This is a genomic window from Streptomyces sp. NBC_00620, assembly GCF_026341825.1.
GTDB lineage: Bacteria > Actinomycetota > Actinomycetes > Streptomycetales > Streptomycetaceae > Streptomyces.
In genome coordinates, this window is sequence record NZ_JAPENY010000002.1 from 614,822 (window position 1) to 637,793 (window position 22,972).

Below are 22,972 nucleotides of genomic sequence, written 5' to 3' on the forward strand. Positions count from 1 at the left end.
AACCGCCCCGTGCGTCAGAGCATCGGACGCCATCGCAAGACCCGCACACTCTCGATCGCCGCCGCGGTGGCCGTCGCCGCGGGGGCGGGTGGCGTCTACCTCGGCCTCTCGGACAGCGGCGAGGCGCAGGCCGCGGGCACCACGGTCACCGTCTCCAGCACCGCTCAGCTGGAATCGGCCGTCGCGAACGCCGCCGCCGGTACGACCATCCAGGTGCGCGCCGGTACGTACACCCCGGCGAACGCCCTCAAGTCCACCGCGAACGGCACCAGTTCGGCCCGGATCACGCTCACCGCGTACGGCAGCGAGAAGGTGAAGATCGACGGCTCCAAGCTGGCCGCCGGCTCCTGGCTCGCCGGCATCTACGGCGACTACTGGACCGTCCAGAACATCACCTGGCAGAACTCGCCCGCCCAGGGCTTCGTCGTCACCTCGTCCGTCGGCGGCATCTTCAAGAACCTCGTCACCGCGAACAACGGCGACTCCGGCTTCACCCTGCGCGGCGACGGCACGACGAACAACCTCGTGCAGAACCTGGACAGTTACGGCAACTACGACGCCGCGGGGCACGGGCAGAACGCCGACGGAATCGCCGTCAAGTTCGGGTCCGGCACCGGCAACAAGATCACTGGCGCCCGGCTCTACAACAACTCGGACGACGGCCTCGACCTGTGGCAGTTCTCCTCGCCGGTCACCATCGACCACTCCTGGGCCTTCGGCAACGGCAAGAACCGCTGGAGCGACGCGGCCTTCGAGGGCAACGGCAACGGCTTCAAGCTGGGCGGCGGGGGCGTCACCGTCGCGCACGTCGTGAACAACAACGCGGCCTGGGACAACACGCTGAACGGCTTCACGGAGAACTCCAACACCGGGGCGATCGTGTTGAACCGCAACACCGCGTACGCCAACACGGAGGCGGGGTTCTACTTCGCCACGGGGAAGGCGCGGCTCGCGCGGAACCTTGCGGTGAGCAACAAGGGGGGCCTGGACAAGCTCGGTTCGTCGACCGTGTCCGCGGCCAACAACTGGGACAGCGGTGTCTCGACGCCTGTGTTCAAGTCGACGGACGCCGCGACCGCTTATGCCTCCCGGCAGTCGAGCGGTTCTCTCCCCTCGACCACGTTTCTCACTACTGGCTCGACCACTATTGGCTCGACCATGAACTAGGCCGGTTCTGAGGCTGCGGGCTGCATGTGGCTGGTCGCGCAGTTCCCCGCGCCCCTAAAGGGCCGCGCCCCTAAGGGGCCGCGCTCCTAAAGGGCGAACGCCCCGCCGGTCGTCACCGGCGGGGCGTTCCTCTGCTTGGCCGAGGGGGGCTCAGGCCAGCAGATCAATGCAGTCGAACGACGTGCCGGGGCTCAGGAACGCCGAGCCCGTCGAGCCGCTGACCACGTTCAGTTTCAGCACGTTGTACTGGCTGACATCTGTTTTCCACGCACTGGTAGGGACGTTGAAAACGAACGTCTGGTTGTTTCCCCGGTAGGAACCGGTGGTGAGCGAGCGCGTCGAAGGCTGTGTGGGGGCCGAAGGGATGGCCGACACCCAGTCGTTGACGCTCACGCGCGGACGGCCGTTGATGTACGCGTCCGTCACCCCGACGCGCAGGGTGTGCGCGGCGGCGGCCTGCGCCGCGGTCAGCTTGAAGTAGAGAAGGATGCCGTCGTTGACGTCCTTCCAGATGTACGCCGGGAAGGACGCGGCCTCGCCGCCGCCGCCGATGGTGACGTTGCCCGTCCACTTGGCCGCTCGGGCGTCGGAGGGATGCGCGTACGTCATCAGCTCGGCGTTCTTGAACTCGCCGGGCGTGCCGTCCCAGTCGCCGAGCCGCCAGATGGTGCCCGCGCTGCTCGGATCGCTGCCGATGGTGAGGCTGTTCAGGGCCGTCGAGCCGCCCGCGGTCACCGTCACCTGGCGGGTGTGGACGGCGAGTTCACCCTTGAAGACCGTGAGGGTGTACGTCCCCGGCAGCATCCCCTTGCAGGAGAAGGCGCCCGTGCCGGCCGCGGCCTTCGCCCAGTACTGCGCGTCGGAGTTGGCGAAGCCCACCGTGTACGCGTACTTCGCGTCCATGCCCTTCAGGCCGACGCCCGCCACCTTGCCGCGGCCCGCCCTGCCCACCCAGCCGGTGATGCCGAGGCCGTCCACCCACGAGGTGTCGAGGTTCGCGTGGAACAGCGACGAGGAGGGCGCGCCGCCGTCCGTGAAGTTGAGGACGTACGGGCCCTGCAGCCCGTAGCGCTCGGGCTCCGTCTGGGCCTGGTTGTAATGCAGGATCTCGTACAGCGCCGCTCCGCCGTCGTTCGAGTGGCGCAGCAGCGAGCGGTAGAAGGGGCCGCCGGAGGCCTTCTCGTGATTGGAGCGGACCAGCCACAGGGCGGCCGAACCGGTGGTGAAACCGATGTGGTCGTAGTCGATGACGCGCTTGCCCGAGTAGTGCTTGGAGTGAGTCGTGCCGTCCGCGCGCCTGAAGACGTCACCGGCCTCGATGACCGAGTCCGAGGCCTCGATCCAGGAGTCCGGGCCCTCGTTGGGGAAGACCCCGGCCTTGAGGCGGACGATGAAGCGGGTCGCCGTGAAGGACGCGTCGGCCTTGTCCGTCCACAGGTAGACGCTGTTCTGGCCGCTGCGGGCCGCGATCCACTGGGTGATCGAACCGTGCGCCACCTTCACAAGGATCGTCGACCCGGACAGCTTGATGGTCACGGTGGAGGCGCCGAGCCCGGACTCCACGTGCGAGTGCCTGCCGCCGTAGCCCTCGTACTCCTTGCCCTTGTAGGCCAGCGACGTGATGTCGCCGGTGGACTTGGAGACCTTGAGGACCAGCGAGGCTCCCGTGGTGATCACGTAGTTGGAGCCGTCGTCCGTGTAGCCGAAGGTCGCGGCGGACGCGGAGGAGAGGAGGCCGGCGCCCGCCGCGACCGCGGCGCCCGTTCCGGCCACGCCCACGGCTGACGCGGCGAGCAGGCGGCGCCGGGTGAGATGTCTCTTGTGCGCGCTCATGGGCGGTGCTCCGCCGTGCAGCGGCGGGGTACGCGCGGTTCAACTCGTGCAGTCATGAACCAGTGTTCCTTGAGTGGGAGGAGGGCCTTGCGTCTCCTGGTCGCCACTGCCGGGGAATGGGTTGCCGAGTCTTCCGGACTTCTTTACAGAAGTTCCCTACGAGTCGCCCTCCGCCGCGGAGTCCTCGGCCTGTGCAGCGAAGTCGCCCGCCACGTCCAGCTGTTGGTCCGCGGTCCCGGCGGTCGCCGCGTAGCTGTCGTCCTTGGCGTCGCGGCCGCCGCGGTCGTGGTCGTACTGGCCCGCGAACACCCACTCGCCGGGCCAGACCTTGTGGCCCGGCTTGAGCACCCAGGTGTAGACGAGGAAGCCGTCCTTCTCCACGACCGTCGTCGCGAAGTCGTCCTCGGGCGCCGAACGCCAGGCGCCCGCGTTGGTGACCCCGCCGGTCTGCGCGACCTTCAACTCGATGGTGAGCGCGGTGAGTTGCTTCGAGGTCTTGAGGGTCACATTGCTCTGCGCCCAGAAATCGTTGCTGTGCGGGTCGACCGAGCCGTCGGACCACAGCGGCCCGTCCTCGCTGCCCGCGTCGGCCGAAAGGTCCGCGGCGGGCGCGGAGGTCTTCGGCGACGGGGTGGCCGACGGGGACGAACTCGGCGTCCGAGGCGGCTTCGACGCACCGGAACCGGTCGTGGGAGCGGGCGGGACCGGCGCGCGGCTCGTCGCGTCCGGCGACACCTCGGGCGTCGGTGAGACCGCGACGGTCTGCTGCGGGGGCTCGTCCTTCACGGCCGAGGCGACCGCGTAGCCGCCCACCGCGAGGACGCCGGCGACCGCGGCCGTGGCGCTCACGACCCTGGCCCAGCCGAACACCGGCGGACGCGTCGCGCGCCGCACGGGCCGGGCGTCCTCGCCCGCCATCCCGCGCTCGACCCGGGCCAGGATGCGCGCGCGGTCGGGCTCGTGCGCCTCGGCCGCCTCACGCAGCCCGGCGCGCAGCTCGTCGTGCACGTCCTGCGCCTTCCTCATCGGTCCCTTCCTCCGGCTCCACCCGTCGTGGGCAGCACTCCCACGTGCACCCGCATCGGCGCCTCGTCGGTGCCGAGGAGCCGCTTCAGTTCGGCGATGCCCTTCGACGTCTGGCTCTTCACCGTACCGACCGAGATGCCGAGGGCCAGCGCGGTGTCCTTCTCCGAGAGGTCGAAAGCATGCCTCAGGACGACACACGCGCGCTTGCGGAACGGCAGTCTGCGCAGGGCGTCCTGGACATCCACCACGCCGGGTATGTCGGGGTTCTCGGTCTTGTCGTCGCGCTGCGACCAGAACAGGGTGATCCGCCGGCGCTCGCGCACCGCGCTGCGGATCCGGGTGCGGGCCAGGTTGGCGACGACGCCGCGCGCGTACGCCGCCGGATGGTCCGCCGCGCGCACCCGGTCCCAGCGGTGCCACAGCGCGAGCAGCGCGTCGGCCGCCAGATCGTCGGCGGCGTCCGGCTCGCCCGTCAACAGGTAAGCCAGGCGGGCCAGTTCGGCGTAGTGCCGCTCGAAGAAGGCGTGGAACTCCACGGAGGCGGCGTCGTCGACGACAGTGCCCACGGGACCTCTCCTCGCTGCGACTCCCGGCGCCGGTGAAGGCGCGTACGTATACGGCTCCCCTGTGTCACCCGTGAAGAAGTGGTGTGCCTGTGGGGCGAGATGCGAGAGCGTACCAGCCACTCGTACAGGACTTCGAACAACGTATGGCGGGCCGAACCCGATTCCGTAACACGGAGAAAACCTGAAACAGGTTCAACACGGGAACAATCCAGCCAGCATCCGCACACCCAGCACGCAGGCAACGAGGAGTATCGCCATGTCCGATTCCCAGAAGGTGGCCGACCGGCCAAGTGCCGCGCCACCCCCGGCGAACAGCATCGACCAGTTCTTCAAGATCTCCGCCAGGGGCTCCACCTTCGGCCGTGAGATACGCGGCGGCTTCGCCACGTTCTTCACGATGGCCTACATCCTTGTCCTGAATCCCATCATCCTGGGAAGCGCCAAGGACAAGTTCGGCCACCAGCTCGACACCGTCCAACTGACCACCGCCACCGCCCTGGTGGCCGCGGTCATGACGATCATCATGGGCGTCGGCGGCAACCTCCCGCTCGCGCTCGCCGCGGGCCTCGGCCTCAATGCGGTCGTCGCCTTCCAGATCGCCCCGCTGATGAGCTGGGACGACGCGATGGGCCTGATCGTCCTCGAAGGCCTGCTGATCTGCGTGCTGGTGGTGACGGGGCTGCGCGAAGCCGTCATGCACGCGATACCCCAGCCGATGAAGCAGGCGATCAGCGTCGGCATCGGCCTCTTCATCGCCTTCATCGGCTTCGTCGACGCCGGGTTCGTGACCCGTATCCCGGACATCGCCCAGACCACCGTGCCGGTCCAGTTGGGTGGCACGGGCCTGCTCTCCGGGTGGCCGGTCCTCGTCTTCTGCCTCGGCGTGCTGCTGACCATCGGTCTGCTCGCGCGCAAGGTCAAGGGCGCGATCCTGATCAGCATCGTGAGCATGACGATCCTGGCGATCATCATCGACTCCATCGCCGACATCAAGAGTTGGGGCCTGACCACACCGAAGGTCCCCGACGACATCGTGGCCTCACCGGACTTCGGCCTGCTCGGTCACTTCAGTCTGTTCGGCGCCTTCGGCGAGACCAGCGCGATCACCGTCGTGCTCCTTGTCTTCACCCTGGTCCTGTCCGACTTCTTCGACACCATGGGCACGGTCGTCGGCATCAGCGCCGAGGCGGGCCTCCTCGACGAGGAGGGCAAGGTGCCCAACCTCGGCCGCGTGCTGCTCATCGACGGCGCCGCCGCGGTCGCCGGCGGTGCGGCTTCGGCGTCCTCCTCGACCTCGTACATCGAGTCGGCGGCGGGTGTCGGCGAGGGCTCCCGCACCGGCTTCTCGAACCTGGTCACCGGCGGGCTCTTCGCGTTCGCGCTCTTCCTGACCCCGCTGCTCACGATCGTGCCGCTGCAGGCCGCGGCGCCCGCGCTCGTCGCGGTCGGCTTCCTGATGATGACCCAGGTCAAGCACATCGACTGGGACAAGTACGAGGTCGCCATCCCCGCGTTCCTGACCATCGCGGTGATGCCGTTCACGTACTCGATCACCAACGGCATCGGCGCCGGGTTCCTGGCGTACGTCCTGATCAAGACCGTCCTCGGCAAGGCCAAGGAGGTGCACTGGCTGCTGTGGGGAGCCTCGGCGCTGTTCCTGGTGTACTTCGCGATCGACCCGCTCGAGCAGCTGTTCGGCGTGAAGTGACGCGCGTGCGGCGTGAAGTGACGCGCAAGTTCGGCGTGAAGTGACGCGAAGGGCCGCCCTCCAGGGGTGCGAGGGCGGCCCTTCCGTACACGTGGTGGCTGCTCAGTCCTTGAGCGCCGCCTGCATCATCGCCTTGGCCACCGGCGCCGCGAGGCCGTTGCCGCTGACCTCCGAGCGGGCCGCGTCCGACTGCTCGACCAGGACCGCCACGGCGACCTCCTTGTCGTTGGAGTCGGACTTCGCGTACGAGGTGAACCAGGCGTACGGCGTCTGGCTGTTGTTCTCGCCGTGCTGGGCAGTGCCGGTCTTGCCGCCCACGGTCGCGCCGGAGATCTGAGCGTTCGTGCCCGTGCCGTCCTCGACGACCGTCTGCATCGCGGACTGGAGCTGCTCGGCCGTGGAGGAGCTGACGATCTCCTTGCTCTCCGTGCTGTCGTCGTAGTTCGTCAGCACATTGCCGTCGGAGTCACTGGTCTGCGACACCATGTGCGGCGTAACCAGCTTGCCGTCGTTCGCTATGGCGGCCGACACCATGGCCATCTGGAGCGGGGTCGCGGTCACATCGAACTGGCCGATGCCCGTGAGCGCGGTGGACGACTTGTCCATGTCGGAGGGATACACGCTGGTGTACGCCCGCACCGGCACGTCCTGCGACTCGTCGTTGAAGCCGAACTTCTCCGCCTGCGCCTTCAGCTTGTCCTGGCCCAGATCGACGGCCATCTTCGCGAAGACGTTGTTGCACGAGTACTGCAGCGCCACCCGGATCGAGGCGTTCTCGCAGGGCGCCGACGCGTTCTCGTTCGCCAGCTCCGTGGTCGTGTCCGGCAGCGTGTACGGGTTCGGGCTGTCCGTCTTGGCGTCCACGTCCGAGTACAGACCGTCCTCCAGCGCGGCCGCCGCGACGACCAGCTTGAACGTCGACCCCGGCGGCAGCGGCTGGCGCAGCGCCCGGTTCGTCATCGGCTTGTCGGCGTCCTTGGTCAGCTTCGTCCAGGCGTCCGAATCGCCCGCGCTGAGCTGCGAGGGGTCGTACGACGGGGTGGAGACCACCGCGAGGATCTTGCCGGTCGTCGGGTCGATCGCGACGGCCGCGCCCTTCTTGTCGCCGAGGGCCTCGTACGCCGCCTTCTGCACATCCGGGTCGATCGTCGTGACCACGTCACCCGGGTCGGCGCGCTTGTTCGTGATCGTGTCCAGCGGGGTCTTCAGCTGGAGGTCCGTGCCGTCGAGCAGGTTCTGGTAGATGCCCTCCAGCTGCGTGGCGCCGTACACCTGCGAGCTGTAGCCGGTGACCGCCGCGAACAGACTGCCGTCCGTGTATGTGCGCTTGTACTTGAGGTCTCCCGTCGTCTCGGCGGAACCGGTGATCGCATCTCCGGCCACGATGATGTTCCCGAGCGGGTTCGCGTACTGCTCGATCGCGTTCCGCCGGTTGTCCTTGTCGTCCGCGAGTGCCTGGCCTTCGTAGAACTGCACCCATGTCGCCCTGACCAGCAGGGCGAGCACGAGCAGCAGAGTGAAGACGGCGGACCGCCTGATCGTCTTGTTCATCCCGCTCAGAAGGACGAGCGGGCGGGAGGGAATCGTTCCCTTCCGCCCGCATTTCTCATAGACCGTTCATGAAGTCATAGGCCCTTCATGAAGCCCGCCGTCCGTGAGCGGGCTCCCTCGGTCACAGCCTCCGCGTCGCCAGCGTCAGGCGGTCGCGGGCGTCGAACAGTGCGTCCTTGACCATCTGCTCGTGCGCGGGGGTCAGACGCGCAACAGGCACCGAGCAGCTGATCGCGTCACGGGCGGGCGTCCGGTACGGGATGGCGACGCCGAAGCAGCGCAGGCCAAGGGTGTTCTCCTCGCGGTCCACGGCGAAGCCCTGCTCCCGGACCTGGTGCAGCTCCTGGATGAGCTTCTCCCGGTCGGTGATCGTGTGCTCGGTGAGCGCCGGCAGGGTCTCGGGAAGCAGCTTGCGGACCTGCTCGTCGGTGTGGGTGGCGAGCAGCGCCTTGCCGAGCGAGGTCGAGTGCGCGGGGAGGCGGCGGCCGACCCGGGTGAAGGGGCGCAGGTAGTGCTGCGACTGCCGGGTGGCCAGGTAGACGACGTTCGTGCCGTCCAGGCGGGCCAGGTGGATGGTCTCCGTCGTGTCGTCGGAGAGGCGGTCAAGCGTCGGGCGGGCCGCGGCGACCACCTCGTCGCCGTCGATGTACGAGGTGCCGACGAGCAGGGCCCGTACGCCGATGCCGTACCGCGTGCCCGTCGCGTCCGTCTCGACCCAGCCGAGCTCCACGAGCGTGCGCAGCAGCATGTACAGGCTGGACTTCGGATAGCCGACGGCTTCCTGCACGGAGGCGAGGGAGTGCATACCGGGCCGGCCGGCGAAGTACTCGAGCAATTCCACGGTCCGCACCGCGGACTTGACCTGCGCCCCGCCGCCTGTCTCGACTGCCGACATCGCCCTTGACCCCTTCGTTGGACGGGAAATAGTCTCCAACAGCATATTCACCATCAGAGACGGCGTTCAGCATATCGAACGCCCCTGGTGAGTGACACAGAACTGCGGCATCACATCTTGGAGGGACCCGCGGTGGCAGCAGCACCAGTCTGGAGTGTCGACCCCCGAACCGGGAAGCAGCGGGAACAGGTTGCGGTGGAGGCCACAGCCCAGGAGGTCGACGAGGCCGTCCGCGCCGCGCACGCCGCGCGCCCGGCCCTCGCCGACCGCACGGTACGCGCCGCCTTCCTGCGCACCGCCGCCGACCTGCTCGAAGGCTCGAAGGACCACCTCGTCGAGGCCGCGGACGCGGAGAGCGCGCTCGGCCCGGTCCGGCTCACCGGCGAACTCGCCCGTACCTGCTACCAGTTGCGGGCCTTCGCCACGATCGTCGACGAGGGCGCCTTCCTCGACGTCGTGATCAACCACCCCGACGACACCGCGACCCCGCCGATCCCGGACCTGCGCCGCTACAAGGTGCCGCTGGGCGTCGTCGCCGTCTACTCCGCCTCGAACTTCCCCTTCGCCTTCTCGGTCGCCGGCGGCGACACCGCGAGCGCGCTGGCGGCGGGCTGCCCGGTCGTCGTCAAGGCCCACCCGGACCACCCGGGGCTCTCCGAGCTGGTCGCGGCCGTACTGCGCAGGGCCGCCGCCCAGCACGACATCCCCGCGGGTGTCCTGGGCCTGGTCCACGGCTTCGAAGCGGGCGTCGAGCTGGTCAGGCACCCGCTGGTCTCGGCGGCCGGCTTCACCGGTTCCGTACGCGGTGGCCGTGCCCTCTTCGACGCGGCGGCCGCGCGCCCCGTGCCGATCCCCTTCCACGGCGAGCTGGGATCCCTGAACCCCGTCGTCGTCACCGAGGCCGCGGCGGCCGAGCGCGCCGAGGCCATCGGTACCGGGCTCGCGGGCTCGATGACCCTTGGCGTCGGCCAGTTCTGCGTGAAGCCGGGGCTCGTCCTCGCCCCCGCGGGCGCGGCGGGCGACCGTCTCGTCAAGTCCCTCACGGACGCGGTCAGCGACACCGACGCGGGCGTCCTGCTCGACCACCGCATGCGCGACAACTTCATCGCCGGGGTCGCCGAGCGCGCCCAGCTCCCCGACGTGGAGGCCCCGGTGACCCCGGGCGCGGGCAGCGAGCACACGGTGAGCCCCGGCTTCCTGACCGTGCCCGCGCAGAAGCTCACCGCCGAGGGCGAGCACGACCTGCTGCTCGAGGAGTGCTTCGGCCCGCTCACCGTGGTCGCGCGCTACGAGGACGAGGCCGAGGCCAGCGCGGTCCTCTCCCGTCTCCCCGGCAACCTCACCGCGACCGTGCAGCTCTCCACCGAGGAAGCGGCGGGCAAGGGGCGCGGCGCGGAGATCCTCGCCGAGCTGACCCCGCTCGCCGGCCGTGTCCTGGTCAACGGCTGGCCGACCGGCGTCGCGGTCGCCCCCGCCCAGCACCACGGCGGCCCGTACCCGGCGACGACGTCCACCTCGACCTCCGTCGGCGGTACGGCCATTGAGCGCTGGCTGCGTCCGGTGGCGTACCAGAACGCGCCCGAGGCGCTGCTGCCGCCGGAGCTGCGGGACGACAATCCGCTGGGGCTGCCGCGCCGTTACGACGGCCGGCTGGAACGCTGAGTGGGAGCCGCCCGGGACATGGCAGGGACGACCTGGAAGACTCGGCGGATGGACGTCGAAATTCCCGAACTCCCGTTCCGGCTTCGCACCTACGGGCCTGACGGGCACTGGTCCTACGAGGACGGGGTGCTCACCGGCTGGGCGGGCGCGCGGCAGGACCGCTTCGTGCCGCCCACCGGTGAGGCCCTGGACGCCGCCTCCGACGCGCCTCGCCTGCTCGGCGCGCCGGAGGGCGACTTTCAGCTGATCGCGCGGGTCACGGTGGGGTTCTCGGGGTCCTTCGACGCGGGCGTGCTCTACGTCCACGTGGGGGAGCGGGCCTGGGCGAAGCTCTGCCTGGAGTACTCGCCCGATGTCCCCACTGTCTGCACGGTGGTCACCCGGGGCCACTCCGACGACGCCAACTCCTTCACCGTCGACGGCAGTTCCGTCTGGCTCCGCATCAGCCGCACCGGCCGAGCCTTCGCCTTCCACGCTTCCCGTGACGGCGCCCACTGGACCTTCGTCCGCCTCTTCACCCTGGGCGACGAGAAGGAGACCGGGGCGGCTCTCGTCGGCTTCATGACTCAGTCCCCCATGGGGGAGGGCTGCGTGGTGACGTACGACGGGATCGAGTTCCGGAGGAACTGGCCGCGGGACCTGAGGGACGGAAGCTGATTTCGCCCCCTCCGCCCCTTCCCATTCCCGTCCCTTGGGGGCTCCGCCCCCAAACCCCCGCTCCTCAAACGCCGGAGGGGCTGAATATTTCCCCGGCCGGCGCTGAAATCTTCCGCCTCGGCCGGGGGAGATCTTTCAGCCCGTCCGGCGTTTGAGGACGAGCGCGTCAGCGCGATGCGGGGGTCTGGGGGCGGAGCCCCCAGGAAGCAAGGGACGGGTAGGGGCGGAGGGGGCGAAAAACTCCCTAGCGCGTCACCCGCAAGCCCACCGAAGCCACCGCCGTCGCCGCCAGCAAACCGGCACTGAGTGCAAGACTCACCCGCAACCCCGCCTCGAATCCCCCCGACACAAGCGACCCGAACGCAGCGATGGCAAGCCCCCCGGAAACCTGCCGGGCCGAGTTGAGGACCCCCGCCGCCAGCCCCGCCCGGTCGGAGGGCACCGCATCCATCATCAACGCCGTCAACGGCGGAATAGTCAACGCGCACCCCAGTGCCATCGGCACGAGAAGCACAGCCACCACCACAGGCGGGGTGGACGCGTCGACGCACAGCAGGACCAGCACCCCCACCACCGCCAGCGACTGCCCGAGCAGCATCGGCAGGCGCGGCCCGAACCGCCCCGCCAGCTTGCCCGCCGCGATGTTCGTGACGGCGATGAGCCCGGTCATCGGGAGGAACATCAGCCCCGCATACAGCGCCGAACGCCCTTGGACCTGCTGGAAGAAGAGGGAGAAGAGGAACACCACGCCGTAGAAGGCCACGCTGCACGCCGCCCCCGCCGCGACGGCCACACTCACGTTCCGGCTGCGGAACAGCCCCAGCGGAACGACCGGATGCGCCTGCCGCGCCTCGACCCGGACGAAGACCGGACCCGCGACCACGGCGACCACCAGCGAGACCACCCCCGCCGTACCGCCCTCGATGACCGCGAAGGTCACCGCCGTGAGCGCCACGACGGCCGCCAGCTGTCCGGGCAGATCCAGCGGCGCGGGCCGGCGTTCCGAACGCGGCGCCCGGACAAGGAGCGTCAGCGCCACCGCCCCCAACGGCACGTTGATGAAGAAGATCCCCCGCCAGTCCCACACCGTGGTCAGCGCACCGCCCGCCACCGGCCCGAGCGCCACCGCGACCGACCCGCCCGCAGCCCACAGGGCAACGGCCCGCGCCCGCTTCGCGGCATCCGCGTACGCCTGCCGCACCAGCGCGAGCGAGGCCGGCAGCACCACGGCCGCAGCGGCGCCCTGCACGACGCGCGCACCGACCAGCACCGGCAGACTCGGCGCGAGCCCGCAGGCCACGGACGCCAGAGTGAACACCGTGATCCCGATCCCGTACGCGCGGCTCGCCCCGGCCCGGTCCGAGAACGCCCCGGTGGACAGCATCAGAGCCGCGAAGGACAGCGTGTACGCGTCCACGACCCACTGCAGGCCCGACATCCCGGCCCCGAGCGTCGACCCGATCGACGGCAGCGCCACGTTGACGACCGAGGCGTCAAGTGTGATCAACGCGAAGCCGAGGAGGGCGGCGGTGAGCGTGAGGGCGGGGGAGGGAGCGGGTGAGCGCCCCAACTCGGCCTTTGTGTCATGGACTTGATGAGCGGGAGACCCGGTTTCGGTGGTCTGGTTGGTCGACATGCCTCCATGCTGCGGATCTTCGGAGCGGTACAGTAGTGGCCCGAATGCCATATGTCCGGAGGTTCTGGCCATGGCCCGATCGACCACCTCGACCTCCTCGACGACCCTGTCGAGCGGCCCCCGCCGCGTCGCCGTCATCGCGGCGACCCCTGTGTCGATGTTCAACCTCGCCATCCCGGAACTCCTCCTTGACAAGGTCGAGATCGACGGCGGTCCGGGCTACGAAGTGGTCATCTGCGCCCCGGATCCGGGTCCGGTCCCCACCACCGGGGGCCTCGACCTGTATGTCCGGCACGGTCTCGACGTCGTGCGGGACGCGGACATGGTCGTCGTCGTGGGCACCGGGCAGCGGTACACGCCCGACCCTCGTACGGTCGGGGCGGTGAGGGAAGCCGCCGCCGCGGGCAAGCGGATCGCGTCCATCTGCAGCGGCGCGTTCGTGCTCGCCGAGGCGGGCCTGCTGGACGGCCGCCGGGCCACGACCTACTGGAACCAGGCCGAGGAACTGCGCAGGCGGTACCCGCGGATCGACCTCACGGACGACGTCCTCTATGTGCAGGACGGCCAGATCATGACGTCGTCCGGGTACGCCGCCGGAATCGACCTCTGCCTTCACATCGTCCGCACCGACTACGGCGCCGCCGTCGCCAACGAGGTGGCCCGCACCGCGCTGGTCGCCCCCGTACGGCCCGGTGGCCAGACCCAGTTCGCCCAGACCCCGCTGCCGCCCGAGCGCGGCATCGCGTGCGCCGACACCCGGGGCTGGGCGATGCGCAACCTCGACAAGCCGCTCACCCTCACCGACCTGGCCCGCCACGCCGGCGTCAGCGTGCGCACCCTCACCCGCCGCTTCCACGCCGAGAGTGGCGTCAGCCCTCTCCAGTGGCTCCTCCACCAGCGCATCGAACGCGCCAAGGAACTCCTGGAAACGACCACTCTCCCCATGGACCAGGTGGCCCACGCCAGCGGCCTGGGCACCGCCGACTCGCTCCGCGCCCATCTGGTCCGTCGTGCCGGTCTGACACCGAGTGCGTACCGCACCCAGTTCAGCCGCCTCGGAACCACACCGGAGCCCGTCACGTCCTCCGCTGCGTGATCAGAACGCACCGAACCATCGGCCACCCGCTGATCAGAACCGCCCTGCCCAGCGAGGCCACCGCCATCGCCGAGCTGCATACGCGGGCCCGCGCCACCTACTACCCGGACGGCCTGCCGCAGGACGGCTTCGACTGGTCCGCGCGCTGGCGGAGCGCCATCGAGCGCCCGGACGCCCACGTCCTGTGCGCGATCCGCGACGGACGCCTCGTGGGCATCGCCTCCTTCCGCACCGAGGAGGACGCCCCCGCCGACACCGTGACCCTCTTCCAGTTCCACGTCGACCCGGACCACTGGAGGGCCGGAATCGGCGCGGACCTCCACGCGGCCTGCGTGGAACAGTGGCGGGCCGACGGGAAGCGGACCGCCACCCTCGACGTGCACGTCGACAACGAGCGCGCTCAGGTCTTCTACGCCCGCCAGGGCTGGACCCGTGACCGGGAGCCCGTGGCGGACGAGCACCATGTGACGCTCGGTTTCACGGTGATCACCGGGGAATGAGCCGCGCCGCTTGAACGTTCACACAGTGAGCGGAGGGCGCCTCCGTGCCCGTACGACATGGAGAGAGCCGAAGACATGCGCGTCGAGATCTGGAGCGACATCGCCTGCCCCTGGTGCTACGTGGGCAAGGCCCGCTTCGAGAAGGCGCTCGACGCCTTCCCGCACCGCGACGAGGTCGAGGTGGTGCACCGTTCCTTCGAGCTCGACCCGAACCGGGCCAAGGGCGACATCCAGCCCGTCCTGAAGATGCTGACCAAGAAGTACGGCATGAGCGAGGCGCAGGCGCAGGCCGGCGAGGAGAACCTGGGCACGCAGGCCGCCGCCGAGGGGCTCGAGTACCGCACCCGGGACCGCGACCACGGCAACACCTTCGACATGCACCGCCTGCTCCACTTCGCCAAGGCGCAGGGCAGGCAGGACGAGCTGATCGGCGCCCTCTACCGGGCGAACTTCGCCGAGGAGCGGTCCGTCTTCGGTGACGACGAGCGGCTCGTGGAGCTGGCCGTCGCCGCCGGGCTCGACAAGGACGCGGCCCGCGAGGTGCTCGCCGACCCCGCCGCGTACGCCGACGACGTGCGCGCCGACGAGCGCGAGGCCGCCGAGCTGGGCGCGAACGGCGTGCCCTTCTTCGTCCTCGACCGCAAGTACGGCGTGTCCGGCGCCCAGCCCGCCGAGGTCTTCGCCCAGGCGCTGACGCAGGCGTGGGGCGAGCGGCCGCCGCTGAAGCTGATCCAGGAATCCTCCGACGGCTCGGAGGTCTGCGGACCGGACGGGTGCGCCGTACCGCAGGGCTGAAAAGCGCAGGTCGGAGGGCATCTATAAGCGGTCCTTGGCGGATCCACGTAGAAATCGGCAATGGACGTGGTCTTCATGGGGCCGCAGAGTGGTCCCATGGAGACCTTCGAGACTCTCGTACGTGCCGAGTTCGCCCCGAAGAACACCTACCTGAACACCGCGAGCACCGGGCTGCTCCCGGTCCGCGCGGTCGACGCCATGCGGGCCGGCGTCGAGTCCGTGGCGGCGGGGCAGCCGCAGGACATGTTCGCGGACGTGGAGGCGGCCAGGTCCGCCTTCGCGCGACTGGTCGGCGTCCCGGACCGCAGGGTCGCGGCCGGGGCCTCGGTCGCCGTCTACACCGGCCTGATCGCCGCCTCGCTCCCCGAGGGCGCCGAAGTCCTCACCGCAGAGGCCGACTTCACGTCCGTCGTGAACCCGTTCCACATGCGCCGCGACCTCAAGGTACGCACGGTGCCGATGGAGCGGATGGCCGAGTCGGTGCGCCCGGACACGGCACTCGTCGCGGTCAGCGCCGCACAGTCCGCCGACGGACGGATCGCCGACCTGCCGGCGATCCGCGAGTCCGCGCGCGAGCACGGCGCCCGTACCTACGTCGACGTGTCCCAGGCCGCCGGATGGCTGCCGATCGAGGCGGACGCGTACGACTACGTCTCCTCCGTCGCCTTCAAGTGGCTCGTGTGCCCGCGTGGAGTGGCCTTCCTGGTCGTTCCGGAGGACCTCGGCGGGCTCATCCCGGTCTTCGCCGGCTGGGTCGCGGGCGAGCATCCCTGGGACAGCTGCTACGGCCCCGTCGAGGAACTCGCCCACTCCGCACGGCGGTTCGACGAGAGCCCCAGCCTCTTCTCGTACGCGGGCGCCCGGCACTCCCTCGAACTGATCGAGCAACTGGGCGTCGACACCGTACGCGCCCATGACCTCGGCCTCGCCGACCGCTTCCGCACGGGCCTGCACGGACTGGGCCACGAACCCGTCGCCGCCCCCGGCTCGGCCATCGTCTCCGTGCCCGGACTCGGCCGCCTCCAGCCCCAGTTGAGCGCCGCCGGAATCGAAGTCTCGGACCGGGCGGGCAACTTGAGGGCAGCCTTCCACCTTTACAACACCACCGCCGACGTCGACCGACTGCTCGACGTCCTGTCCGGCTGAGCGCCCTGCCCACTGGCGCGGGGTGCGCGGGGGCGCTAGGAAGGGCACCACGAGGTGGTGGTGCCGGTGGAACCTACGCTCGCGGACGCCGAGTTGCATCGGCGGCTGGTGTACGGGGACGAGTCCGCGCTCGGCGAGGTGTACGCCGCGTACGGCGCGCTCGTGCGAGGGGTGGCCGTCCGGGTCACCCGCAGCCCGGCCGCAGCCGACGATGTCGCGCAGGAGGTCTTCGCGCAGCTGTGGAGCAGGCCGTACGCCTTCGACGCGCGCCGCGGCTCGCTGCGCACCTGGCTGTCCATGCTCGCCCACCGGCGGGCCGTGGACTGGGTGCGCAGCGAGGCCAGGCACCGCAAGGACGTCCGCGCGGACGACTCGGCGCTGCACGCCATCCCCGACGCCGCACCCGGCCCCGACGAGACGGTCGTCGACCGCGAACGCTCGCTGCTCCTGCACACGGCCCTCGCCGAACTCCCGGGACCCCAGCGCGAAGTGGTCCACCTCGCCTATTTCGCGGGCCGCACCTACCGCCAGGCCGCGGTCGAGCTCGGCATACCGGAGGGCACTGCCAAGACCCGGCTGCGCTCGGCGCTGCGCAAGCTCGCGGAGTCCCTTGCCGATCCACCGGATCCGGCACTGGAAAGGGGTGCGTGATGGCGGCGGGGGTGGCTCCGGGCGGGCCGGGCGTGCGTATGGTGGGCTCAGCGGGGCGAGGTGCGGCCGCCATGCCGGCCATGTCCCGGAAGGGCGGCATGTGATGAGCACCGAGCACGAAGACGTACGGGACCTGCTGGCGGCCTGGGCCTTCGGCGCGCTGCCGGCCGCGGAGCGGCAGACGGTTCCCGCGCACCTCGCCGACTGCGAGTCCTGCGCGGCGGAGGCGGAACGGCTGCGGGAGACGGTCCGGATACTGGACGGGCCTCCGGGAGCCGCCAACGGCTCGCAGGAGTCGGGGGGCGCGCTCGCCCTCGCCCTGCGCACCCGGCCCGCGGCGCCCCGGGTGGCCCCGCACGCCGCCCCCTACGCCGCCGCGGTCGCCGGACTGCAGTCGCTGCTGAGGGAGTTGGACGGGCTCGGAGCGTGGAGTACGCCGGTCGTGCACGACTGGGACGTGCACAGCACCGTCGCCCATCTGATCGCCGCCGACGAGCCGTTGGCCACCAGGCTCGGCCTCGACGCACATGTGCCGACATCGGAGCCCGTGCCGGAGGGGACGCGCTGGGAGGACGTCTGGGCCGCGCGGACCGCCGACGTGATCGCGTACGAGCAGGGGCGCACACCCGAGGAGACGGTCGCCGCGTGGAGTGCCCGGGCCGGGGCACTGCTCGCCACGCCCGAGGCGCGCGACTCCGAACTGGCCTCCCTCGCCACGACGTTGATGGGCGTACGGCTGCCGGTCGCGGACCACTTCGTCGTGCGGGCCTTCGAGGCGTGGATCCACACCGACGACATCGGGCGCGCCCTCGGGTTCCCTGTGCCCCCGCCGCCGGATCCGCACCTGTGGCAGCTAGTCCGCCTGGCCGTCCGCATCCTTGGCATGGCGCTGGGGTCCGAGGCGCCCCCGGTGCTGTTCGCGGTGACCGGGGCAGGTGCCGACGCCCAGTGGGTGCTGGGCTCCGAGGACGAGCCCGTGCGGGCCGAACTCGTCCTGGATGCCGTCGACTTCTGCCTGCTGGTGGGCGGCCGGTACACACCCGAGGACGTGCCGAGGGGCGCGGTGGGGGACGACGCCGCCGTCGCCAACGTACTGACGAGGGCGGCGTCACTGGCCTGGCTCTAGCTCAACTCACCGGCGACTCACCTCACCAGTGGTTCACTTCACCGGCGTGAAGTCCCGCGCCCCGATGAACTCGGGCCGCCGCACCGGCGCCGCGAACGGCTCCACCGCCGCGTTCTCCACGCTGTTGAACACGATGAAGACGTTGCTGCGCGGGAACGGCGTGATGTTGTCCCCCGAGCCGTGCATGCAGTTGCAGTCGAACCAGGTCGCCGAACCGGCCCTGCCCGTGAAGAGTTTGATGCCGTGCCGGGTGGCGAAGCGGGTGAGGGCCTCGTCGGAGGGCGTGCCCGCGTCCTGCATCTGGAGCGACTGCTTGTAGTTGTCCTTCGGCGTGGCCCCCGCACACCCGAGGAAGGTCTTGTGCGACCCCGGCATGATCATGAGGCCGCCGTTGGTGTCGTAGTTCTCGGTCAGCGCGATCGACACGGACACGGTCCGCATGTTCGGCAGACCGTCCTCGGCGTGCCAGGTCTCGAAGTCCGAGTGCCAGTAGAAGCCGCTCGCCCCGAAGCCGGGCTTGACGTTGATCCGCGACTGGTGGACGTACACGTCGGAGCCGAGGATCTGCCGGGCCCGGCCGACGACCCGCTCGTCGCGCACCAGGCGGGCGAAGACCTCGCTGATCCGGTGCACCTCGAAGACGGACCGGATCTCCTGCGACTTCGGCTCGACGATGGACCGCTCGTCGGCGCGGATCGCGGGATCGGTGACGATCCGCTCCAACTCCTGCCGGTAGACGGCGACTTCGTCCTCGCCGATGAGCTCCTCGACGGGGAGGAAGCCATCGCGCTCGTACGCCTGGAGCTCGGACACCGCGATCGGGCCCGGCGTGCCGGGGGCGCCCCAGACGACCGGGTCCCGGCGGGGCGCGGACACCTCGACGGCGGCGCGGCTCGGGTAGAGATCGGTGAGCGTGGTCATGGGATTCAGACCTCCTCGGATTCGGTCAGCAGGGGGTAGACGCCGTTCTCGTCGTGGTCCTCCCGTCCGGTGACGGGCGGGTTGAAGACGCAGACACACCGGAAGTCGGTCTTGGGACGCATCGTGTGGCGCTCGTGGCCGTTCAGGAGGTACATCGTCCCCGGCGCGATCCAGTGCGTCTCGCCGGTCTCGTCGTTGGTGAGTTCGGCCTCGCCCTCGACGCAGAGCACGGCCTCGATGTGGTTCGCGTACCACATCGACGTCTCGGTACCCGCGTACAGCGTCGTCTCGTGGAGGGAGAAGCCGACCTTCTCCTTGGCGAGGACGATGCGCTTGCTCTCCCAGGTGCCGGATGCCGCCTTCACATGCCGGTCGGTGCCTTCGATGTCCTTGAACGAACGGACTATCACGGTGGTGCGCTCCCTCTCTCTTGCGTGCTCTCGCGTGTTCTCTCGTGCCTTCTCAGACGGTTTCGCGTACGGCGCGGGCGAGGGTGCGCAGCCCCTCGTCCAGCTCCTCCGGCGTGATCGTCAGCGCCGGAAGCAGCTTGACGACCTCGCCCTCGGGGCCCGAGGTCTCGATGAGCAGCCCGAGTTCGAAGGCGCGCTGCGCGATGCGGCCCGCGCGCTCCTTGTCCTTGAACTCGATGCCCCAGACGAGGCCCCGTCCCCGGTACTCCTTGACGTCGGCGAGGTTCTCCTCGGTGATGGAGATCAGCCCCTGCTCGACCTGCTCGCCGCGGGCGCGGGTCTGCTTCTCCATGGCGGAGCCGTCGGCCCAGTACGCCTCCAGGGCGGCGGCTGCCGTGACGAACGCCGGGTTGTTGCCGCGGAAGGTGCCGTTGTGCTCGCCCGGCTCCCAGATGTCCAGCTCGGGCTTGAACAGGCACAGGGACATGGGCAGTCCGTACCCGGAGATGGACTTGGACACGGTGACGATGTCGGGCACGATCCCCGCCTCCTCGAAGGAGAAGAACGCGCCCGTACGCCCGCAGCCCATCTGGATGTCGTCGACGATCAGCAGCATGTCCTGGCGCTCGCACAGCGCGGCGAGGGCCCGCAGCCACTCGGGCCGCGCGACGTTGATGCCGCCCTCGCCCTGCACGGTCTCCACGATCACGGCGGCGGGTTTGTTGAGCCCGGAGCCCTGGTCCTCCAGAAGCCGCTCGAACCAGAGGAAGTCCGGGACCTGGCCGTCGAAGTAGTTGTCGAACGGCATCGGGGTGCCGTGCACGAGCGGGACGCCGGCGCCGGCCCGCTTGAAGGCGTTGCCGGTCACGGCGAGCGAGCCCAGCGACATCCCGTGGAAGGCGTTGGTGAAGGACACGATCGCTTCGCGCCCCTTCACCTTGCGCGCCAGCTTCAGCGCGGACTCGACGGCGTTGGTGCCCGTCGGCCCCGGGAACATGACCTTGTACGGCAGATCGCGCGGCTGCAGCACGACCTTCTGGAAGGACTCCAGGAACGCGCGCTTGGCGGTCGTCGACATGTCGAGACCGTGGGTGACACCGTCCCGTTCCAGATAGTCGATCAACGCCCGTTTGAGTACGGGGTTGTTGTGCCCGTAGTTGAGTGATCCGGCGCCCGCGAAGAAGTCCAGGTACTCATGGCCGTCCTCGTCGTACATCCGGCTGCCCTGCGCCCGGTCGAAGACGGTGGGCCAGCTGCGGCAGTAGCTCCGCACCTCCGACTCCAGGGTCTCGAAGACGCTCAGGTCGGGCTGGGTGATGGTCACAGCGGATCTCCTCCTGGGAGACGAAGTCGTGGGGGGTCGAAGCCGTGTGGGGCCGGGGTTCGAGCCGGGTGGGGTTCAGAGCGACAAGGGCCCGATGCGGTACAGCACCTCGGGGTCGTGCGAACCGTCCGGGAACTGCCCTGCCTGGAACAGCACTTCACGCTCGACGCCCGCACCGTGACGTGCGGCGTACGAGGTGAACAGCCGCTCGGAGGCGGTGTTGCCCGGCGTGATGGTGGTCTCGACGACGGTCGTCCGCCGCTCCTTGGCGACCCGCGCGGTCAGCCCGTCGAGCAGCGCCCCGGCGAGACCGCGCCCGCGGTGGGCGCCGTCGACGGCCACCTGCCACACGAGCAGCGTGCCCGGGTGCTCGGGCCGCACGTACCCGGTGACGAAACCGACGGGCGCGCCGTCCGCGTCCCGCGCCACCGCCGACGTACCGGCGAAGTCACGGCACCACAGCAGATAGCTGTACGAGGAGTTCAGGTCGAGGGTTCGGGAGTCCTTGGCGATACGCCAGAGTGCGGCCCCGTCGGCCACCTCCGGACGGTCGATCCGAAGGCCCTCCGGCATTTCCAGGAATTCCGCTTGCGGGTCTGCGTGTGCGGCGGTCATGCGGATTGAACTTAGCGAGGGAAATTCGAAATTGCATTGACCCACGGGGTTACGCACGAGGCGCCCGAGTGTTATCACGCGGGCGCGTGCAGCCGCATGAGTCGGCTCCGTTTGATCCCGCTTTACCCGGAAAATTCAACAGGAACCGGACGTCCTGTGGAGTGCGTCACAGCCACGTAATCACCACGAGATGTGCCCGAATTACGAGGTTGGCGTTCGCGAAATCTTAGCGTTTACACACGAGAAAACCGGGCAGGAGAATATGGGAAGCTGTGCAGAATTAATAGCAGGATAAGCGAGACGAATTTAGCCCGTCCGGCGTTTGAGGACGAGCGCGAAGCGCGATAAGGGGGTCTGGGGGCGCAGCCCCCAGGCACGGGACGGGTAGGGGCGGAGGGGGCGAAAAACCCCACCGCTCACCCCCACGCCCCCGCCACAGCCCGCCGAGCCCCCTCAAGGTCAACACCCAGCCCCGCCTCAGCCAGCGCAGCGCCCAGCGCCGCAAGGCTGGAGTGCACAACCCCCCGAGTCGCATCGGGCCCGTAGTGGTTCACCCGGATCATCGACTTCGCGAGCGCACCCCCACCCGCGACCAACGGCAGCACCGGATCCGCGGCCAGCGCCTTGGCGACAAGCCCGGCCGCGTCGACCCCCGACGGCGCCCGCAGGGTCGTGGCGACGGGCGCCGCGTCCACCGCCTCGTACACATACGGCTCAAGCCCCCCGCCCAGCGCAAGCGCCCCGGCGCGCGTGGCCGCCGCGGCCGAAGCGTGCCGCGCCATCACCGCATCGAGCCCCTCGCCCTCGATCCGCTCGACACACGCCTCAAGGGCCAGCATCTCCAACTGCGCGGGCGCGTGCAGCAGCGCCTTCCGGCCCCCGTCGACCCACCGCTGCTTCCAGTCGAGCAGCGAGAGATACGACCGGCGCGGAGCCGCGGGATTGGCGGCCATCCGCGCCCACGCCCGCTCGCTCACCGACACGGCCGACACCCCGGCCGGCCCGCCCATCGCCTTCTGCGCCCCGATCACGCACAGGTCGACACCCCACGCGTCCGGCAGCACCGGCTCGGCCCCGATCGACGCGACGGCGTCGAGGTAGAAGAGCGCCCCGTGCTCCCGTACGACCTCACCGATCTCCGCGACCGGGTTGGTGTTCCCCGTCGCCGCCTCCGCGTGCACCAGCGACACGAAGTCGATCGAGGGATGCTCGGCGAACGCCTCCCGCACCTGCGCGGCGGTGACAGCCGTGTGGAAGGGCACCGCCAGGTCGATCACCGTCGCGCCGCAGTCCCGCAGCCAGTCCCCGAAGGTCTGCCCGTAGGGACCGGTGATCACATTGAGCGCGGTCGTGCCCGGCCCGGCCGTGCCACGGATGGCCCCCTCCAGCGGCAGCAGCGCCTCGCCCTGCATGATCACGACGTCCTGCTCGGTGGAGAGCAGCCGCGCCACCCGGTCCTCGATCGACGCGAAGTGCGCCGCGCTGAGCGGGGCCAGGTCCAGGAAGGGGTGGGTCACGACGGTGCTCTCTTCGCTCACGGGGTCTAACGAGGCCCATGGGGGGCAATGGATCAGAGCGTAACCGGCGATACCGCACCGGTTTGGACCGGCGACTTCTGAGGCCGGACGGCGCGGTGACCATCGGATTGATTTGAGTGAGTCAAACCTTTCCTTATAATCAGAACCCT

General features: G+C 69.9%; 21 protein-coding genes. 10 read left to right on the plus strand and 11 right to left on the minus strand.

Annotated features, from left to right (window positions below; all coding sequences use genetic code 11):
- The first annotated feature begins 9 nt into the window (after nucleotides 1-9).
- Nucleotides 10-1,167: a right-handed parallel beta-helix repeat-containing protein gene (locus OG246_RS21940; protein WP_266466075.1), complete on the plus strand. Its 1,158-nt coding sequence runs from the start codon at nucleotides 10-12 to the stop codon at nucleotides 1,165-1,167.
- A 150-nt stretch (nucleotides 1,168-1,317) separates the two neighbouring features.
- Here OG246_RS21940 and OG246_RS21945 read toward each other — a convergent pair whose 3' ends face one another.
- From OG246_RS21945 to OG246_RS21955, 3 genes are all read right to left on the minus strand, one after another.
- The gene (locus OG246_RS21945; protein ID WP_266466078.1) at nucleotides 1,318-3,000 is read right to left on the minus strand and encodes a rhamnogalacturonan lyase B N-terminal domain-containing protein; all 1,683 of its coding nucleotides are present in this window, start codon (nucleotides 2,998-3,000) and stop codon (nucleotides 1,318-1,320) included.
- Nucleotides 3,001-3,156: 156 nt separating this feature from the next.
- A complete protein-coding gene (locus OG246_RS21950; protein ID WP_266466080.1) occupies nucleotides 3,157-4,026 on the minus strand; it encodes a hypothetical protein in 870 nt (289 codons plus the stop codon).
- Nucleotides 4,023-4,592 (minus strand): SigE family RNA polymerase sigma factor, encoded by a 570-nt coding sequence (locus OG246_RS21955; RefSeq protein ID WP_266466083.1) that lies wholly within the window; start codon nucleotides 4,590-4,592, stop codon nucleotides 4,023-4,025. Before OG246_RS21955 ends, OG246_RS21950 begins: the two co-directional genes overlap by 4 nt.
- Nucleotides 4,593-4,848: 256 nt before the next feature.
- Here OG246_RS21955 and OG246_RS21960 point away from each other — a divergent pair, with 256 nt between their 5' ends.
- On the plus strand, nucleotides 4,849-6,300 hold the full coding sequence (locus OG246_RS21960) for an NCS2 family permease (protein ID WP_266466086.1): 1,452 nt from the start codon (nucleotides 4,849-4,851) through the stop codon (nucleotides 6,298-6,300).
- A gap of 102 nt (nucleotides 6,301-6,402) precedes the next feature.
- On the opposite strand, the gene OG246_RS21965 is transcribed toward OG246_RS21960, so the two are convergent.
- Complete coding sequence (locus OG246_RS21965) at nucleotides 6,403-7,851, minus strand: penicillin-binding protein 2 (protein WP_266466088.1); 1,449 nt, start codon at nucleotides 7,849-7,851, stop codon at nucleotides 6,403-6,405.
- Between the two features lie 121 nt (nucleotides 7,852-7,972).
- Complete coding sequence (locus OG246_RS21970) at nucleotides 7,973-8,746, minus strand: IclR family transcriptional regulator (protein ID WP_266466091.1); 774 nt, start codon at nucleotides 8,744-8,746, stop codon at nucleotides 7,973-7,975.
- A 132-nt stretch (nucleotides 8,747-8,878) separates the two neighbouring features.
- Between OG246_RS21970 and OG246_RS21975 the strand changes: the two genes are divergently transcribed.
- A complete protein-coding gene (locus OG246_RS21975) occupies nucleotides 8,879-10,408 on the plus strand; it encodes an aldehyde dehydrogenase (NADP(+)) (RefSeq protein WP_266466094.1) in 1,530 nt (509 codons plus the stop codon).
- Nucleotides 10,409-10,456: 48 nt separating this feature from the next.
- A complete protein-coding gene (locus OG246_RS21980) occupies nucleotides 10,457-11,065 on the plus strand; it encodes a DUF1349 domain-containing protein (protein ID WP_266466097.1) in 609 nt (202 codons plus the stop codon).
- 244 nt (nucleotides 11,066-11,309) lie between these two features.
- Here OG246_RS21980 and OG246_RS21985 read toward each other — a convergent pair whose 3' ends face one another.
- Nucleotides 11,310-12,701 carry an MFS transporter gene (locus tag OG246_RS21985; protein WP_266466100.1) on the minus strand — a complete coding sequence of 464 codons (1,392 nt, stop codon included), beginning with the start codon at nucleotides 12,699-12,701 and terminating at the stop codon, nucleotides 11,310-11,312.
- Between the two features lie 70 nt (nucleotides 12,702-12,771).
- Here OG246_RS21985 and OG246_RS21990 point away from each other — a divergent pair, with 70 nt between their 5' ends.
- The 6 genes from OG246_RS21990 (at nucleotide 12,772) to OG246_RS22015 (ending at nucleotide 18,015) form a co-directional block, all read left to right on the plus strand.
- Nucleotides 12,772-13,797: a GlxA family transcriptional regulator gene (locus OG246_RS21990; RefSeq protein WP_266466109.1), complete on the plus strand. Its 1,026-nt coding sequence runs from the start codon at nucleotides 12,772-12,774 to the stop codon at nucleotides 13,795-13,797.
- Nucleotides 13,794-14,297: a GNAT family N-acetyltransferase gene (locus tag OG246_RS21995; protein ID WP_266466111.1), complete on the plus strand. Its 504-nt coding sequence runs from the start codon at nucleotides 13,794-13,796 to the stop codon at nucleotides 14,295-14,297. The genes OG246_RS21990 and OG246_RS21995 overlap by 4 nt, the downstream gene beginning before the upstream one ends.
- A gap of 75 nt (nucleotides 14,298-14,372) precedes the next feature.
- Nucleotides 14,373-15,092, plus strand: a complete 720-nt coding sequence (locus OG246_RS22000) for a DsbA family oxidoreductase (RefSeq protein ID WP_266466113.1) — start codon at nucleotides 14,373-14,375, stop codon at nucleotides 15,090-15,092.
- A 96-nt stretch (nucleotides 15,093-15,188) separates the two neighbouring features.
- Nucleotides 15,189-16,238: an aminotransferase class V-fold PLP-dependent enzyme gene (locus OG246_RS22005; protein WP_266466115.1), complete on the plus strand. Its 1,050-nt coding sequence runs from the start codon at nucleotides 15,189-15,191 to the stop codon at nucleotides 16,236-16,238.
- Between the two features lie 54 nt (nucleotides 16,239-16,292).
- The gene (locus tag OG246_RS22010; RefSeq protein ID WP_266466118.1) at nucleotides 16,293-16,889 is read left to right on the plus strand and encodes an RNA polymerase sigma factor; all 597 of its coding nucleotides are present in this window, start codon (nucleotides 16,293-16,295) and stop codon (nucleotides 16,887-16,889) included.
- Nucleotides 16,890-16,992: 103 nt separating this feature from the next.
- A complete protein-coding gene (locus tag OG246_RS22015) occupies nucleotides 16,993-18,015 on the plus strand; it encodes a maleylpyruvate isomerase family mycothiol-dependent enzyme (RefSeq protein ID WP_266466121.1) in 1,023 nt (340 codons plus the stop codon).
- Between the two features lie 33 nt (nucleotides 18,016-18,048).
- On the opposite strand, the gene thpD is transcribed toward OG246_RS22015, so the two are convergent.
- The 5 genes from thpD to OG246_RS22040 all read right to left on the minus strand — a co-directional run bounded on the left by thpD (nucleotide 18,049) and on the right by OG246_RS22040 (nucleotide 22,802).
- The gene (gene thpD / locus OG246_RS22020) at nucleotides 18,049-18,936 is read right to left on the minus strand and encodes an ectoine hydroxylase (protein ID WP_266466124.1); all 888 of its coding nucleotides are present in this window, start codon (nucleotides 18,934-18,936) and stop codon (nucleotides 18,049-18,051) included.
- A 5-nt stretch (nucleotides 18,937-18,941) separates the two neighbouring features.
- Nucleotides 18,942-19,346, minus strand: coding sequence for an ectoine synthase (locus OG246_RS22025; RefSeq protein WP_266466127.1), 405 nt, complete (start codon nucleotides 19,344-19,346; stop codon nucleotides 18,942-18,944).
- A 52-nt stretch (nucleotides 19,347-19,398) separates the two neighbouring features.
- The gene (ectB, locus tag OG246_RS22030) at nucleotides 19,399-20,670 is read right to left on the minus strand and encodes a diaminobutyrate--2-oxoglutarate transaminase (protein ID WP_266466131.1); all 1,272 of its coding nucleotides are present in this window, start codon (nucleotides 20,668-20,670) and stop codon (nucleotides 19,399-19,401) included.
- Nucleotides 20,671-20,745: 75 nt separating this feature from the next.
- On the minus strand, nucleotides 20,746-21,285 hold the full coding sequence (gene ectA / locus OG246_RS22035) for a diaminobutyrate acetyltransferase (protein WP_266466134.1): 540 nt from the start codon (nucleotides 21,283-21,285) through the stop codon (nucleotides 20,746-20,748).
- A gap of 416 nt (nucleotides 21,286-21,701) precedes the next feature.
- A complete protein-coding gene (locus OG246_RS22040; RefSeq protein ID WP_266470790.1) occupies nucleotides 21,702-22,802 on the minus strand; it encodes an alanine--glyoxylate aminotransferase family protein in 1,101 nt (366 codons plus the stop codon).
- Nucleotides 22,803-22,972 lie beyond the last annotated feature (170 nt).

Bases quoted from the DNA above. Each gene is read 5' to 3' on its own strand.
- OG246_RS21950 (WP_266466080.1), bottom strand. From the start codon at position 4,026: ATGAGGAAGGCGCAGGACGTGCACGACGAGCTGCGCGCCGGGCTGCGT.
- OG246_RS22000 (WP_266466113.1), top strand. From the start codon at position 14,373: ATGCGCGTCGAGATCTGGAGCGACATCGCCTGCCCCTGGTGCTACGTG.
- OG246_RS21965 (WP_266466088.1), bottom strand. From the start codon at position 7,851: ATGAACAAGACGATCAGGCGGTCCGCCGTCTTCACTCTGCTGCTCGTG.
- thpD (WP_266466124.1), bottom strand. From the start codon at position 18,936: ATGACCACGCTCACCGATCTCTACCCGAGCCGCGCCGCCGTCGAGGTG.
- OG246_RS22005 (WP_266466115.1), top strand. From the start codon at position 15,189: ATGGAGACCTTCGAGACTCTCGTACGTGCCGAGTTCGCCCCGAAGAAC.
- ectA (WP_266466134.1), bottom strand. From the start codon at position 21,285: ATGACCGCCGCACACGCAGACCCGCAAGCGGAATTCCTGGAAATGCCG.
- OG246_RS22015 (WP_266466121.1), top strand. From the start codon at position 16,993: ATGAGCACCGAGCACGAAGACGTACGGGACCTGCTGGCGGCCTGGGCC.
- OG246_RS21960 (WP_266466086.1), top strand. From the start codon at position 4,849: ATGTCCGATTCCCAGAAGGTGGCCGACCGGCCAAGTGCCGCGCCACCC.
- OG246_RS21990 (WP_266466109.1), top strand. From the start codon at position 12,772: ATGGCCCGATCGACCACCTCGACCTCCTCGACGACCCTGTCGAGCGGC.
- OG246_RS21980 (WP_266466097.1), top strand. From the start codon at position 10,457: ATGGACGTCGAAATTCCCGAACTCCCGTTCCGGCTTCGCACCTACGGG.
- OG246_RS21970 (WP_266466091.1), bottom strand. From the start codon at position 8,746: ATGTCGGCAGTCGAGACAGGCGGCGGGGCGCAGGTCAAGTCCGCGGTG.
- OG246_RS21985 (WP_266466100.1), bottom strand. From the start codon at position 12,701: ATGTCGACCAACCAGACCACCGAAACCGGGTCTCCCGCTCATCAAGTC.
- OG246_RS21945 (WP_266466078.1), bottom strand. From the start codon at position 3,000: ATGAGCGCGCACAAGAGACATCTCACCCGGCGCCGCCTGCTCGCCGCG.